Source organism: Nocardia transvalensis NBRC 15921, assembly GCF_000308875.1.
Lineage (GTDB): Bacteria > Actinomycetota > Actinomycetes > Mycobacteriales > Mycobacteriaceae > Nocardia > Nocardia transvalensis.
In genome coordinates, this window is record NZ_BAGL01000079.1 from 19,252 (window position 1) to 34,925 (window position 15,674).

The window sequence follows — 15,674 nt, forward strand, 5'->3', positions numbered from 1 at the left end:
GTGGCTCGGCCGCGATCCTGGCGCCATCGCGGCGGTTCGAGGGACGTACTCGTAGCTGAGGGGACTCGATTGCCGTAGCGACACTACTGGTGTCCGCATACTTCGAGTTCGACACGCCCCACCCGGCGGTTTGGCCGGTCACGAGGATATCCGCCGTCACCGCATCGTTCTGTCCTCGGGACGAGTCACCGCACCCTCCTTTCCTCGAGGCGTTTGCGGAGGATCGGGCCGATGGTGGCGAGTGGTTCGGGGTTGCACATCTCGACGTGGGAGCAGTCGATGAGGTGCTCGTCCACCTCGCCGAGGACGAACGATCGCCAGCTGTCGGCGCCGCCGCTGGACTCCATCCAGTCGTCCTCGCCCACCGGGACCGCGTCCGCCAGCGCGGTGAAGTACATCAGGTCGCCGTCGTAGCGGGTGGGGACGAACCGGTGGCCCATGTGGGTGCCGGCCAGGTAGGCGTCGTACACGCGCTGCACCTGCGGGCCGGTCAGCGATTCGAACGGGCCGCCGTGGCGGCGCAGCAACTCCGCCGCCTCCTCGGCCGAGATGTCCCGGCCGCCCAGCTCGGCGTCGCCGACCAGCGCGCCGAGCAGTTCCCCGGCGGTCGGATCCTCCGGCTCGGGCTCCCCGGCCAGGATGCGGGTGTCCATCATGGCCAGCAGCGCGACCTCCTCGCCGGCCTGCCGCAGCTGCCCGGCGATCTCGTAGGCGATGAGCCCGCCCAGCGACCAGCCGAGCAGCTGATACGGCCCGTGCGGCTGCACCTTCCGGATCTCCTCGGCGTAACGCGCGCCGACGGATTCGACCGTCTCCAGCCCCTCGCCGTCGCCGGTGAGATGCGGCATCTGCAACCCGTAGACCGGCTGATCGGGATCCAGATGCGGCAGCAGGCCCGAGTAGGTCCAGGCCACGCCGGTGACGGAGTGCACGCAGAACAGCGGCGTCCCGGACCCCGCCCGCAGCGGCAGCATCGTGCCGAAGGCCGAATCGACCACCGCCTCCAGGGAATTCGCCCCGGCGTCCACGCGCGCGGCGATCCCGGCCGGGGTCGGCTCGAGGAATATCGCCTGCATCGGCACGTCGAGGCCGTGGCGTTCGCGCACGATGGCGACCACCTGCGTGGCGAGCAGGGAGTTGCCGCCCAGCTCGAAGAAATTGTCGTCCGCGCCCACGGTGTCCGCGCCCAGGGCGATCTCGAACGCCGCGCACAGGGCCGACTCGGCCGGGGTGGCCGGGGCCCGGTAGCTCGCGCTCGCGGTCAGCTCGGGTTCCGGCAGCGCGGCGCGATCGATCTTCCCCGCCGCGGTCACCGGCAGCGCGTCCACGATCGTGATCGCCTGCGGCACCATATATCCCGGCACCCGCTCCGACAGATGCCGGATCAGCTCGGCCGCGGTACACGCCGCGCCTTGCTCGAGGGCGACATAAGAGGCCAATATCGTTGTCCCGCTGCCCGTCTCGTGTCCGAGGGTGAGCGCGTGGCGCACCTCGGGACGCTCTACGAGCACGGCGTCGATCTCGCCGAATTCGATACGGAACCCGCGGATCTTGACCTGATCGTCGGTGCGGCCGAGGTATTCGATCTCCGGTCCGCCGTCGCACGGCGTCCACCGCACCAGATCCCCGGTCCGGTACATCCGGTCGCCGGGGACGCCGAACGGGTCGGCCACGAACCGCTCCGCCGTCAGCCCGCGCCGCCCGTGGTATCCGCGAGCCAGGCCGGGCCCGGACAGGTACAGCTCACCGGCGACGCCCACGGGCACCGGATGCAGCCGCGAATCCAGAACGAGCAGGCCGAATCCGCGGACCGGGCCGCCGACGGTGACGGTGTCGCCGGGCCGCATCGGCTCGGTGAGGGTCGCGGCGACAGTCGCCTCGGACGGTCCGTAGGCGTTGAACATCCGCTTCCCGCTGTCCCCCGCCCAGCGCCGCACCAGTTCCGGGCCGCACCGGTCGCCGCCGACCATGACGGCCTCGAGCTGGTCCAGGCCACCCGGATCCACGGTGCCCAGCGCCGCCGGGGTGACGAACGCGTGCGTGACCTCCTCCCGGTCGAGCAGATCGCGCAGCGGCGCACCGCCGTACACATCGGCCGGCGCGACGATCAGGGTCGCCGCCCCGCCCAGGGCCAGCAGCAGTTCCAGCACCGCCGCGTCGAAACTCGGCGACGCGAAGTGCAGCACCCGCGACCCCGGCACGACCGAGCAGCGGTCGTTCATCTCGGCGGCGAAATTCGCCAGGCCCGCGTGAGTCACCGTGACGCCCTTGGGAATTCCGGTGGATCCCGAGGTGTAGATGAGATACGCGGGCTGGTCCGTCCGGATCCGGGCCGTGCGCTCGTCGTCGGTGATCGGCGCGTCGGAGACGGTCCGGAGGGTCTCGGCGAACGCCGGATCGTCCAGCGGCAGCCAATCGACGCCGCCGGGCAGATCGTCGCGGGAGCCGAGCACGCTCAGCCCGATCGAGGCCCCCGAATCGGTCAGCATGTGCTGTTTGCGCTGCCGCGGATAGGCGGGGTCGACGGGCAGGAACGCCGCACCGGTCTTGGCGACGGCGAGCACCGCCAGCACGGAGTGGATCGACCGCGGAATCCCCACCGCGACAACCCGTTCCGGGCCGATGCCCCGGGCAATCAGCGTCCTGGCGAGCTGGTTGGTGATCCGGTCCGCCTCCGTGTACCCGAGCTGCTCGGTCCGGTAGCGCACCGCCGGACCGGCCGGGTGCAGCGCCACCGCCGCCGCGAACAGGCCGGCCAGCGTCGCCGGTGTCGTATCCGACGGGCGGCGTACGGGGGCCAGCGCCACCGTCTCGTCGTCCGACAGCACCGCGAGGTCGCCGATCGCCTCGGCGGGACCGGCGACGGCGGCGTCGAGGAGCCGGGTGAACCGCGCGGCCAGCCGGTCCGCGGTTGCCGCGTCGAACAGGTCCGTCGCGTAGGTGACGGTCAGGTCGATGCCGTCCGGGCGACCCTCGGCGGTGAACGCCTCGGCCGCGGTGAACTGCAGATCGAACTTCGCGATGCCGAAATCGGGCTGCTCCGCGTCGATCTCGACGCCGGGCAGGCGCAGCTGGGTGGGGGCCGAGCTGTGCACCGAGAGCATGACCTGGAACAGCGGGTTGTGCGCGGTCGACCGCACCGGGGCGAGCACCTCGACCAGCCGCTCGAACGGCACCTCGGCATTGGCGAAGGCGTCGAGGTCACCGGCGCGCACCGCGCGCAGCGTGTCCTCGAACGACCGGTCCGCCGCCAGCGGCGTCCGCAGCACCAGCGTGCCGACGAACATGCCGATCAGCCGCTCGAGCTGTTCCTCCGTGCGGCCCGAGATCGGGGTGCCGACGGCGATATCGCCCACGCCCGACATCCGGTACAGCAGCACCGCGAGCGTCGCGTGCAGCACCATGAACGCGCTCGCATCGTGGCGGCGCGCCAGCTCGTGCAGCGCGGCATGGGTTTCCGCGGTGACCTCCGCCCGGACGGACGCGCCCGCGTAGCTCGGGGTGACCGGCCGCGGCCGATCGGTCGGCAATTCCAGGCATTCCGGCAGCCCGGCGAGCACGTCGCGCCAGTAGTTCAGCTGCGCGGTCACCCGACTCGCGGGATCGTCCTCGGTGCCGAGGAGGTCGCGCTGCCAGAGGCTGAAGTCCGCGTACTGCACCGGGAGTGGCGCCCACGCGGGTGCGGTTCCGGCGTGCCGGGCCTCGTAGGCGGTCATCAGATCGGCAGCCAGCGGGGCGACCGAACCACCGTCGGCGGCGATGTGATGGATGACGAGGACCAGCAGATGCTCGTCCTCGGCCACGCGCACGAGGGTGGCCCGCAGCGGCGGTTCGACACGCACATCGAACCCGGCCGCGGCGAGTTCGCGGACGTGCCCTAAGGCCGCGTCGGCATCGGATGCGATGTGCCGCAACGCGATACCGGCGTCGTCCACGTCCAGCACGACCTGACTGGGACCGTCGCCGGAGTCCGGGAACACCGTGCGCAGCGCCTCGTGGCGGGCGACGATATCGCCGATCGCCCGATCCAGCGCCGCGGTGTCGAGGCTGCTGCGCAGGCGCAGCACGGTCGGGATGTTGTAGACCCCCGACGCCGTATCGAACCGGTTGAGCAGCCACAGCCGCTGCTGGGCCACCGACAGCGGGATGCGCACGGGCCGGTCCCGGCGGGCGAGCACCGGCAGCGCCGGACGGTCGGCGGTGGCATCCAGCAGCGCGGCAAGTGCCGCGGGCGTGGGGTTCTCGAATACCGCGCGCACGCCGAGTTGACGGCCGGAGAGGGTGGCGATGCGCGCCGACAACTGCGTCGCCGACAGCGAGTTGCCGCCGAGATCGAAGAAGCTGTGGTCCGCGCCGACCTCCGACCGGCCCACGATATCGGCCATCGCCGCGGCCACCAGGATCTCGTTCGGCGACTCCGGGACGCGGCTCGACAGCGTCTCGGCCCCGAAATCGGGCTGCGGCAACGCCTTCCGGTCCAGCTTCCCGGTCGGAGTCAGGGGAATCGACTCCAGCGTCACCAGCGCCGGAACCATATGCGCCGGCAGGCGTTCGGCCACCCGCTGCGGCAGCGCCCGGACCGTCTCCTCGGTCGCGACCACATAGGTCACGATCCGGGCCTGCCCGGCCTCGTCGCGATGCAGTTCGGTGTGCGCGAAACGCACACCGGGACACCCGGATACGACCGCATTGACCTCGCCCAGCTCGATGCGGAAGCCGCGCACCTTCACCTGGTCGTCGGAGCGGCCCACGAAGGTCAGCTCGCCCTCGCGGGTCCAGTACACCAGGTCGCCGGTGCGGTACATGCGGTCGCCGACGACGCCGTACGGGTCCGCGACGAACCGCGCCGCGGTCAGGGCCGGGCGGCGGTGGTAGCCGCGCGCCAGGCCGACGCCGCCGACGTAGAGATCGCCGATGACACCGGTGGGGACCGGCCGCAGGACGGAGTCGAGCACCACGGCCGTCACGCCGCGCATGGGCCGGCCCAGCGCGATCGGTCGATCCGGTTGCAGCGGTTGGGAGAACGTGGTCGCGATGGTCGCCTCGGACGGGCCGTAGCCGTTGATCACGTCGCGGCCCACCGCCCACCGCTCGACCAGGTCCTGGTCGAATGCCTCGCCGCCGATGATCAGCGTGCTCAGCTCGGGCAGCGGCCACCGGTGGGTATCGATGGTGGCCAGCGCGGCGGGGGTGACCACCGCGTGGGTGACGCGCTCGTGGTCGAGGACCGTCGCCAGTTCGTCGCCGCCGTAGGTGTCGGCCGAGACGATCACCATGGTCGCGCCCGCGCACCAGGCCATCAGCAGTTCCAGGATCGCCACGTCGAAGCTCGGCGAGGCGAGATGCAGTGTGCGCGAACGGCTGTCGATCTCGAACCGGGTGCGGACCACCTCGGCGCAGTTGAACAGGCCGCGGTGGGTGACGGCGACGCCCTTGGGCCGCCCGGTCGATCCGGAGGTGTAGATGACGTAGGCGACGTCGGCGGCGCGCGTCGAGCGCCGGAGTTCCTCGGGCGCCAGCGTCCCCGTCGGCACCGCCGGATCGTCCAGGTCGCCGAACGACAGCCACTCCACACTGCCGGGCAGCGTCGCGAGCTGGTCGTCGGTCGTGAGCCCGATGCGGGCCTCCGCATCGGCCAGCATATTGGCGATCCGCTCGGCCGGATGCCGGATGTCGACGGGCAGGAACGCGGCGCCGGTCTTCGCGATCGCCAGCGACGCGACCACCGAATCCAGGGACCGGGCCATGGCCAGCGCGATCACATCGCCCGCGCCGAAGCCGCGCCCGGCGAGGATCCGCGCCAGCCGGTTGGTGCGCTGGTCGAGCCCGCGGTAGCTCAGCTCGGCCATGCCCTCCCGCAGCGCGACCCGGTCCGGATCGGACGCGGCGGCCGCGAACAGGCCGGGCAGCGTGCGGGTCTCGGCCGCGGGTTCACCGCGGGCCGGGACCAGGGTGTCGCGCTCCTTGTCGTCGAGCAGGTCGATCTCGCCCACCGCGACTCGCGGGTTCGCCGCGATATCGGTCAGGATGCGGACATACTGGGCGGTAAACCGGTCGGCGGTCTCGGCGTCGAACAGGTCGGCGGCGTAGCGCACGACCACCTCGATCGCGCCGTGGGTGTCGTCGCCGTCCGGCGCGGATTCGGTGAGCCCGAAGTGCAGATCCCACTGGGCGACATTCGCGTCGACGTCCTCGGGGACGATCTCCACGCCGGGCAGCCGCAGCCGCGCGGGCGCCTGGTTGTTCAGGGCCAGACCGACCTGTACCAGCGGATGGTAGGCGGTGCTGCGGATCGGGTTCAGCAGCTCGACCAGCCGCTCGAACGGCAGGTCGGCGTGGGCGAACGCGTCGATATCGTTCTCGCGCACCACAGTCAGCAGGTCGTCGAACGACTGCGTGGCCCGCAGCCGGGTGCGCAGCACCAGCGTGCCGACGAACATGCCGACCAGGTCGGTCAGCTGGTGGTCGGTGCGCCCGGCGACCGCGGTGCCGACGGCGACGTCGTCGCGGCCGCTCAGCCGCGACAGCAGCACCGCGAGCGCGGCGTGCAGCACCATGAACACGCTGGCCTCGTGCCGCCGGGCGAGTTCCGACAGCCCTCGGTGCACGGCCGGTTCGATACGGGCCGCGGTCTTGCCGCCTCGATAGGTGGGTGTCGGCGGCCGCCGCCGGTCGGCGGGGAGTTCGAGGCATTCCGGCAGGTCGGCCAATGTTCGCCGCCAGTAGGCGGCCTGCTGGGCGGCGACGCTCTCGGGGTCGTCCTCGCTGCCGAGCAGTTCGCGCTGCCACATGCTGTAGTCGGCGTACTGCACCGGCAGCGGCGTCCAGTCCGGCTCGGCGCCCGCGCGGCGCGAGGTGTAGGCCGTGGCGATATCGCGCGCCAGCGGCGCCAGCGACGCGCCGTCCGCGGCGATGTGGTGCATCACCAGCACCAGGACGTGCTCGTCGGCGGCGATCCGGAACAGCGCCGCCCGCATCGGGACCTCGGTGGTCAGGTCGAACCCCGCCGCGCCGAATTCCCGTGCGGCCGAGAGCCACTGCCCGTCGACCACATCGATGATGGACAGCCCGATCTCGTCCCCCGTGGTGACGACCTGTGCGGGCCCGTCCGCCCCGTCCGGGAAGACGGTGCGCAGCACCTCGTGCCGATCAGCGACGTCGCGAATGGCCCGCTCCAGGATCGTGGCGTCGATCGCGCCGCGCAGCCGCAGCGCGGCCGGGATGTTGTAGGCGCCCGATCCGGTCTCGAAGCGGTTGAGGAACCACAGCCGCTGCTGCGCCGGGGACAGCGGGACGTGCTCCGGCCGCGACCGGACCGTCAGCGCCGGACGCGTGGAAACGCCCTGTGCCGCAACACTGTCCAGCACCGCCCCCAGTGCGGCCGGGGTCGGGTTCTCGAAGACCGACCGGACCGGCAGGTGCTGCCCGGATTCGGCGGCGATGCGGGCCACCAGCTGCGTCGCGGACAGCGAGTTGCCGCCCAGCTCGAAGAAGCTGTGGTCCGCGCGGATCTCGTTGTGCCCGACCACCGCCGACATCGCCGCGGCGACCAGGATCTCGCTCGGCGTCACCGGCGCGCGACCGGCGGTCGCCACGTCGAGTTCGGGGTCCGGCAGCGCGGCGCGGTCCAGTTTTCCGTTGGGGGTCAACGGGATCGAGTCGAGGACGACGATCGCCGCGGGCACCATGTGCGAGGGCAGCCGGTCGGCGAGATACCGGCGGACCGGCTCGGCCACCGCTCCGGCGGTCTCGTCCGCCGCGACCACATAGGCGACCAGGAGCGGATTTCCGGCCGCGTCGGAACGAACCTCGGTGTGCGCGAACCGGATATCGGGGCAGCGCGCGGCGACCGCGGTGATCTCGCCGAGTTCGATGCGGAACCCGCGGATCTTCACCTGGTCGTCGGAGCGGCCCACGAAGACGAGGTCACCGGCCGCCGTCCATCGCACCACATCGCCCGTGCGGTACATCCGCTCGCCCGGCCGCCCGTACGGATCGGCGACGAAGCGTCCGGCGGTCAGCGCCGACCGGCCCAGATAGCCTTGCGCCAGACCGCATCCCGAGACGTACAGTTCACCCGCGACGCCGGTCGGCACCGGGCGCAGCCGGGCGTCGAGCACCACGGCCGTGGTTCCCCGGATCGGGCGGCCCATCACGACGGGGCCGTCGACGGGCAGCGGATCGGAGATGACGGTCATGATCGTCGTCTCGGTCGGACCGTACCCGTCGAACATGTTCCGGTCGCCGGCCCAGCGTCGTACCAGGTCCGGGCCGACGTTCTCGCCGCCGACCACCAGGTAGCGCAGCGCCGGCAGCGGCCACCGCTCGGCGTCGATGGTGGCCAGCGCGGCGGGCGTGATGAAGGCGTGGGTGACCTGTTCGCGCTCCAGCAGCGCGGCCAGTTCGTCGCCGCCGTACACGTCGGTCGGGGCGATCACCATCGTCGCGCCGACACCCCACGCCAGCAGCATCTCCAGCACAGAGGCGTCGAAACTGGGCGAGGCGAAGTGCAGAGCGCGCGCGTCCGGGTCGATCCGGTACCGATCGCGTTGCTCGGCAGCGAAATTCGCCAGGCCGCGGTGGGTGACCGCGACGCCCTTCGGCAGGCCCGTCGATCCCGAGGTGTAGATCACGTAGGCGACATCGTCCACGTGCGGCGGGCGGATCCGCTCGGCGTCGGTGACGGGAGCCGCGTCGTGTTCGGGCGTCTCCGGCGTGACGAGCCAGAACAGGTCCGCGGGCAGGGCGGGCGCGTCGGCGGCGGAGGTGATGCCGACCCGCGCCCCCGAATCGCCGAGCATGTGGCGGATGCGCTCCTCGGGATGGCGCACATCGATGGGCAGGTACGCCGCACCGGTTTTCGCGACCGCGACCGAAGCGACGATCGACGCGGCCGAGCGCGGCAACCCGATGGCGACCACATCGCCCGGCCCGACCCGGCGCGCGAGCAGCGACCGCGCGAGGGCGTTGGAGCGTTCGTCCAGGTCGCGATAGGTCAGCGTCTCCGCGCCGAAGCGAATCGCGCTGCGTTCGGGATCGCGGGCCGCCGCGGCGGCGACGATATCCGGCAGCACCGCGGGCGCGCCGGCCGCCGCGCCGCGCGCGGGAACCAGGGCGGCGTGTTCGGCGTCGTCGAGCAGATCGACATCGCCCACGGCGCGGTACGCGTCGTCCACCACCGCGGCCAGGAGCCGGCGGAAGCGCTGCTCGAACCGTTCGGCGGTGGACCGGTCGAACAGGTCGGTGGCGTAGGTCAGCGACAGCTCGAGTCCGGCCGGTTCCTGATCGGCGCCGAAGGTCTCGGTGAGGGTGACCTGCAGATCCCATTTGGCGACATCGGAATTCAGTTCCTCGGCGGCCACCTCGAGGCCGGGCAGCCGCAGTGCGCCGGGCGCGGCGTCGTGCACGGACAGCAGCACCTGGAACAGGGGGTGATGGGCCGTGGAGCGGGCCGGGTTCAGTTCCTCGACCAGCCGCTCGAACGGGAGGTCGGCGTGCGCGTAGGCGTCGAGATCGCTCGCGCGCACCTCGTCCAGCAGTTCGACGAACGAGCGCCGCCCCTCGATCTCGGTCCGCAGCACCAGGGTGCCGACGAACATGCCGATCAGCTGATCGAGCCGCTGGTCGGTGCGGCCCGCGATCGCCGTGCCGACGGCGATGTCGGAGGTCGCCGACGACCGCGCCAGCAGGACCGCCAGCGCCGCGTGCAGCACCATGAACAGGCTCGCGTCGTGCGCGCGGGCCAGCCCGAGCAGCCCCTCGTGAGTTTCGGCGGGCACCGTGGCGGTCACGACGTCGCCGCGGTAGCTCGCGACCGTCGGGCGCGGGCGGTCGGCCGGCAGTTCCAGGCATTCGGGCAGTCCGGCGAGCCGGGTGCGCCAGTAGTCCAGCTGGCGGGCGGCGACGCTGTCCGGATCGTCGTCCTCGCCGAGTACCGCCCGCTGCCACAGGCTGTAGTCGGCGTACTGCACCGGCAGCGGCTCCCACCGCGGTGACGTTCCCGCGCGGCGGGCGTCGTAGGCCGTCGCGATATCGGCGGCCAGCGGCGTCATCGACCAGCCGTCCGCGGCGATGTGGTGCAGCACCAGCACCAGCACGTGCTCGTCGTCGGCCACCCGCGAGAGTCCCACGCGCAGTGGCGGATCGGTGGTCAGGTCGAATCCGGCGGCGGCGAATTCCGGCAGTGCGTCCGGGCCGGGCGCGAGGCGTGTCCAGTCGAGGTCGATCGCCTCGGCGATCACCTGGCTGGGTCCCTCGGGCGAATCGGGGAAGACCGTCCGCAGGATCTCGTGCCGCGCGACGACATCGGCGACCGCGCGCTCCAGGGCCTCGAGGTCGAGGTCACCGCGCAGCCGCAGGGCGATCGGGATGTTGTAGGCGCCCGACTCCGGTTCGAGGCGGTTGAGGAACCACAGCCGCCGCTGCGCCGAGGACAGCGGAATCCGTTGCGGGCGTTCGGCGGCCACCAGCTCCGGGTGCCCGGTGAGTGCGTCCGGATCCATGGCGTCCAGCAGTGCCGCCAGGTCGGCGGGCGTCGGGGCCTCGAAGACCGTCCGCACGGCCAGGCGGGCGCCGGTCCGGGCCGCGATCATCGCGACCACCCGGGTCGCGGACAGCGAGTTGCCGCCGATATCGAAGAAGTTCTGCTCGGCGCCGATCGACGGCAGGCCCGCGACCTCCGCCATCACGGCGGCCACCAGTTCCTCGGCGGGGGTGGCGGGTTCCCGGCCCGGAGCATCGGCCCCGAAGACCGGTTCCGGCAGCGCCTTCCGGTCCAGTTTGCCCGAGGGCGTCAGCGGGATCTCGGGCAGCAGCATCACCGCGGCGGGCACCATGTGCCCGGGCAGTGCCGTCGCGGCGTGCGCGCGCACGGCCGCCGCGTCGACCGCGTCCCCGGCCACCACGTAGCTGACGATGCGGGCCGTGCCGTCGGCGGAGTGCACCTCGGTGTGCGCGAAGCGGATTCCCGGATGCGCGGCGATCACCTCGGTGATCTCGCCGAGTTCGATCCGGAAGCCGCGGATCTTCACCTGGTCGTCCGCGCGCCCGACGAACAGCAGCTCGCCAGTCCCGGTCCAGCGCACCAGGTCGCCGGTGCGATAGAGACGAGTTCCGGTGCCGCCGTACGGGTTCGCGACGAACCGCCCGGCGGTCAGGCCCGGACGCCGGAGGTAGCCGCGGGCCAGGCCCGCCCCGCCGACGTACAGCTCCCCCACCACGCCCCTGGGCACCGGCCGCAGCCGCGCGTCCAGGACGATGAGGTCGACGCCGCGAATCGGGCCGCCCAGGACGATCGGCCCGCCCGGCCGCAGCGCGTGCGAAAGGGCCGGTGCGACAGTCGCTTCCGATGGTCCATAGGCGTTGAACATCGCGTGTTCGGTCGCCCACGCCGCCACCAGCTCCGGCCCGAACGCCTCGCCGCCCACCACCAGCGTCCGCAGCTGCGGCAGCGGCCAGCGGGTGGCATCGATACTGGCCAGCGCGGCCGGGGTGATGAAGGCGTGCGTGATCCGCTCGCGCTCGAGCAGTCCGGCCAGGTCGTCACCGCCGTAGATATCGGTCGCCGCCACCGTCATGGTCGCGCCCGCGCACAGCGCCATGAGCAGCTCCAGCACCGAGGCATCGAAGCTGGGCGAGGCGAAATGCAGTGTGCGCGACACGGGTTCGACGCCGTAGCGGTCGCGCTGCTCGGCGGCGAAGTTGGCCAGCCCGCGGTGGGTGACGGCCACGCCCTTGGGCACACCGGTCGATCCGGAGGTGTAGATGACATAGGCCAGATCGTCGGCCGTCAGCGGGCGCACCCGCTCGGCGTCGGTGATCGGGGCCGCGCAGGAGGCGAACAGATCCGCGACGCTCAGCCATTCGACGCCCTCGGGGAGGCTGCCGGCCTCGGCGTCGGTGGTGAGTCCGATCCGGGCCCCGGAGTCGGACACCATGTGCCGGATGCGGTCCTGCGGATAGTTCGGGTCGACCGGCAGGTAGGCCGCGCCCGCCTTGGCCACGCCGATGGTCGCGACGATCGAGTCGACCGAGCGGGTCATGCCGAGCGCGACCAAGTCGCCGGGGCCGATCCCACGCCCGATCAGCATGCGCGCCAGCCGGTTCGAGCGGGCGTCGAGTTCGCGGTAGCTCATCTCGGCGAGGTCGGACCGCACCGCGATGCGGTCGGTATCGGCCGCCGCCGCGGCGAACAGGTCGGGCAGCGTCGAGACCGTGACCGGTCCGCGCCCGCGGGCCGGGACGACCGCCGCGTACTCCTCGTCGAGCAGCACTCCGGCGGCGGCGACGCTCGCCGCGGGGTCGCTCACCACCGCGTCCAGGGCGAGCAGGTACCGGCGGACGATCTGCTGCGCGGTGCGCTGGTCGAACAGGTCGGTCGCGTAGTCGAGGCGCACCTCGATGCCGTCCGGCCGCCGGTCCGCGGTCTGGGTCTCGGTGAGTTCGAATTGGAGGTCGAACTTCGCGATGCCCGAATCGGCCTGCTCCAGTTCGATATCCATATTCGGCAGCCGCAACTGCACGGGCCCGGCGTTGTGCACCGACAGCATGACCTGGAACAGCGGGTGGTGGGCCGTGGAGCGGGTGGGGTTGAGCAGTTCCACCAGCCGTTCGAACGGGATGTCGGCGTGCGCGTACGCGTTCAGGTCGACCTCGCGCACCGCCTCCAGGAATTCGGCGAACGAGCGGTCCTCGTCCACCTCGGTGCGTAGCACCAGTGTGCCGACGAACATGCCGACCAGCCGTTCCAGCTGCTCGTCGGCGCGGCCGGCGATGGGCGTGCCGATCGGGACGTCGGCGCCGCCGGTGAGCCGGGCGAGCAGTATCGCCAGGGCCGCGTGCAGCACCATGAACACGCTCGCGTCGTGGGCGCGGGCCAGGTCGGCGAGGCGGGCGTGGGTCTCGGCGCCGATGCGGGAGATCACCGTGGCCCCGGCGTGCGACGCCACCGCCGGCCGCGGCCGATCGGTCGGCAGGTCGAGGCATTCGGGCAGCCCGGCCAGCGCGCCGCGCCAGTACTCCAGCTGGGTCGCCGCGACACTGCCGGAATCGGTCTCGTCGCCGAGCATCTCGTGCTGCCACAGCGTGTAGTCGGCGTACTGCACGATCAGCGGCGGCCACTCCGGCGGCCGTCCGGCGTGGCGCGCCTGGTAGGCCGCCGCGACGTCGGTGGCCAGCGGCGTCATCGACCAGCCGTCGGCGGCGATGTGGTGCACGACCAGGACCAGCACGAATTCGTGGTCGCCGGTGCGCAGCAGTTCACCGCGCAGCGGGATATCGGTCGTGAGGTCGAATCCGCGCCGCGCCAGCGCCCGGACCCGGGACTCCACCCGGTCGGCGGGCACGAACAGCACGGGCGGCGTGATCGCGGCGGACTCGGCCGCGACGACCACCTGGGCCGGACCGTCCCCGGAGTCGGGGAAGATCGTGCGCAGCGACTCGTGCCGCTCGACCACGTCGCGCAGCGCGTGCCGCAGCGCCACCACATCCAGATCGCCGCGCAGGCGCAGCGCGATCGGGATGTTGTACGCGCCCGAGGACGTATCGAACCGGTTGAGGAACCACAGCCGCTGCTGGGCCATCGACAGTGGCACCCGCGCGGGCCGCTCCCGCCGCCCGAGCACCGGTCCGCCGCGGTCGGCGCTGTCGAGCACCGCGGCCAGTCCGGCCGGTGTCGGATGCTCGAATACCGCCCGCACGGGCAGCTTCCGGTGGGTTGCGGCCCCGACACGCGAGACGAGCTGCGTCGCGGACAGCGAGTTGCCGCCCAGTTCGAAGAAGTTGTGATCGGCGAATACCGGTGTGTGCCCGACGATATCGGCCATCACCGCCGCCACCAGGATCTCGGTGGGCGTCGCGGGTTCCCGGCCGGCGGGCACAGACAGCCCGAAGTCAGGCTCCGGCAACGCTTTTCGATCCAGCTTGCCGGCCGGGGTGACCGGGATCGACGGCAGTTCCACGAAGGCCGAGGGCATCATGTGCGCGGGCAGCCGGTCGGCGGCCCGGCCGCGGATCGCTTCCACGTCCAGCTCGGTTCCGTCGACGACCGCCACATAGGTGACGATCCGAGGGGTGCCCGACGGGTCGCGACGGACCTCGCTGTGCGCGAATCGCACGTCGCGGCAGGCGGAGACGACGGCGTTGATCTCGCTCAGCTCGATGCGGAAGCCACGGATCTTCACCTGGTCGTCGGCGCGGCCGACCAGCGTGAGCTGTCCGGCCGCGGTCCAGCGCGCCAGGTCGCCGGTGCGGTAGAGCCGCGCGCCGCCTCCACCGAACGGATTCGCGACGAACCGCTGCGCAGTCAGGCCGGGCCGGTGCTGGTAGCCGCGAGCCAGGCCCGCGCCCGCCAGATACAGCTCACCCGTCACGCCGGGCGGGACCGGATGCATCCGGTGGTCCAAGACCGCCAGGCCCGCACCGCGAATCGGGCCGTCGCCGAGGACGACCGGATCCCCGGGCCGCATCGGCTCGGAGATGATCGCGGCGACCGTGGCCTCGGTGGGTCCGTAGGCGTTGAGCATGGTGCGGCCGGGGGCCCATGCCTCGACCAGTTCCGCGCCGCACGCCTCGCCGCCCACGACCAGGCAGCGCAGCCGCGGCAGCGGCCAGCGCGCCGCCTCGATACTGGCCAGCGCCGCCGGGGTCACGAAGGCGTGCGTGATGTGCTCGCGGTCGAGCAGTTCCGCCAGTTCGTCGCCGCCGTAGACGTCGGTCGGCGCGATCACCATGGTCGCCGGGCCGCAGAGCGCCATCAGTATCTCGAGGATCGAGGCGTCGAAGCTCGGCGACGCGAAATGCAGTGTGCGCGACTGCTCGTCGACGCGGTACCGCCGCTGCTGCTCGGTGGCGAAGCTGTGCAGGCCGCGGTGGGTCACCGCGACGCCCTTCGGCAGGCCGGTCGTGCCGGATGTGTAGATGACGTAGGCGACATCGTCGATTCCGGTGGGCCGCAGCCGGTCCCGATCGGTGATCGGCCGCGAGCCCGTGCCGGTGAACTCGGGCATCGGCAGCCACGTCGTGGCATCGGGCAGGGCCGCCGGATCCCCGGAGGTGATACCGAGGCGGGCCCGCGAATCGGACACCATGTGCAGGATGCGGTCCTGCGGGTAGCGGCGGTCGATCGGCAGGAACGCCGCGCCCGTCTTGGTGACGGCGATCGAGGCGACCACCGATTCGACCGAGCGGTCCAGGGCGAGCGCCACGATGTCGCCGGGACCGGTGCCGTGTGAGATGAGTTCTCGCGCAAGCTGATCCGACCAGTCGTCGACGCGGCGGTAGCTCAGGCTCCGCGAGCCCGCGCGCACGGCGTCACCGTCGGGGCGACGGCGGACGGCCGCGCGGAAGTAGTCGGCGAGCGTGACCGGCGCGGTGGCGGGTTCGCCGGCCGCGGGCGCCAGGGCGGTCCGCTCGCGATCGTCGAGGAGGTCGATATCGCCGACGACGATCTGCGGATCGCGGACGACCGCGGACAGGACGGCGAGGAAGCGCCGGGTCAGATGGTCGGCGGTCGCGTCGTCGAACAGATCGGTGGCGTAGCCGAGGCGCAGCGCGATGCCGTCGGCCCGCCGCTCCCCCGTGTACGACTCGACGAGGGTGAATTGCAGATCCCAGGACGCCGCCCCGGGTTCGATGGCGTCGGCGGTGACGTCGAGGCCGGGCAGCCGCACGCCGTC

General features: G+C 72.2%; 1 protein-coding gene. It reads right to left on the bottom strand.

The window, feature by feature from the left end:
- Window positions 1-185: 185 nt before the first annotated feature.
- Window positions 186-15,668, bottom strand: a complete 15,483-nt coding sequence (locus tag ON41_RS27675; RefSeq protein WP_051162636.1) for a non-ribosomal peptide synthetase — start codon at window positions 15,666-15,668, stop codon at window positions 186-188.
- Between the last annotated feature and the right edge of the window lie 6 nt (window positions 15,669-15,674).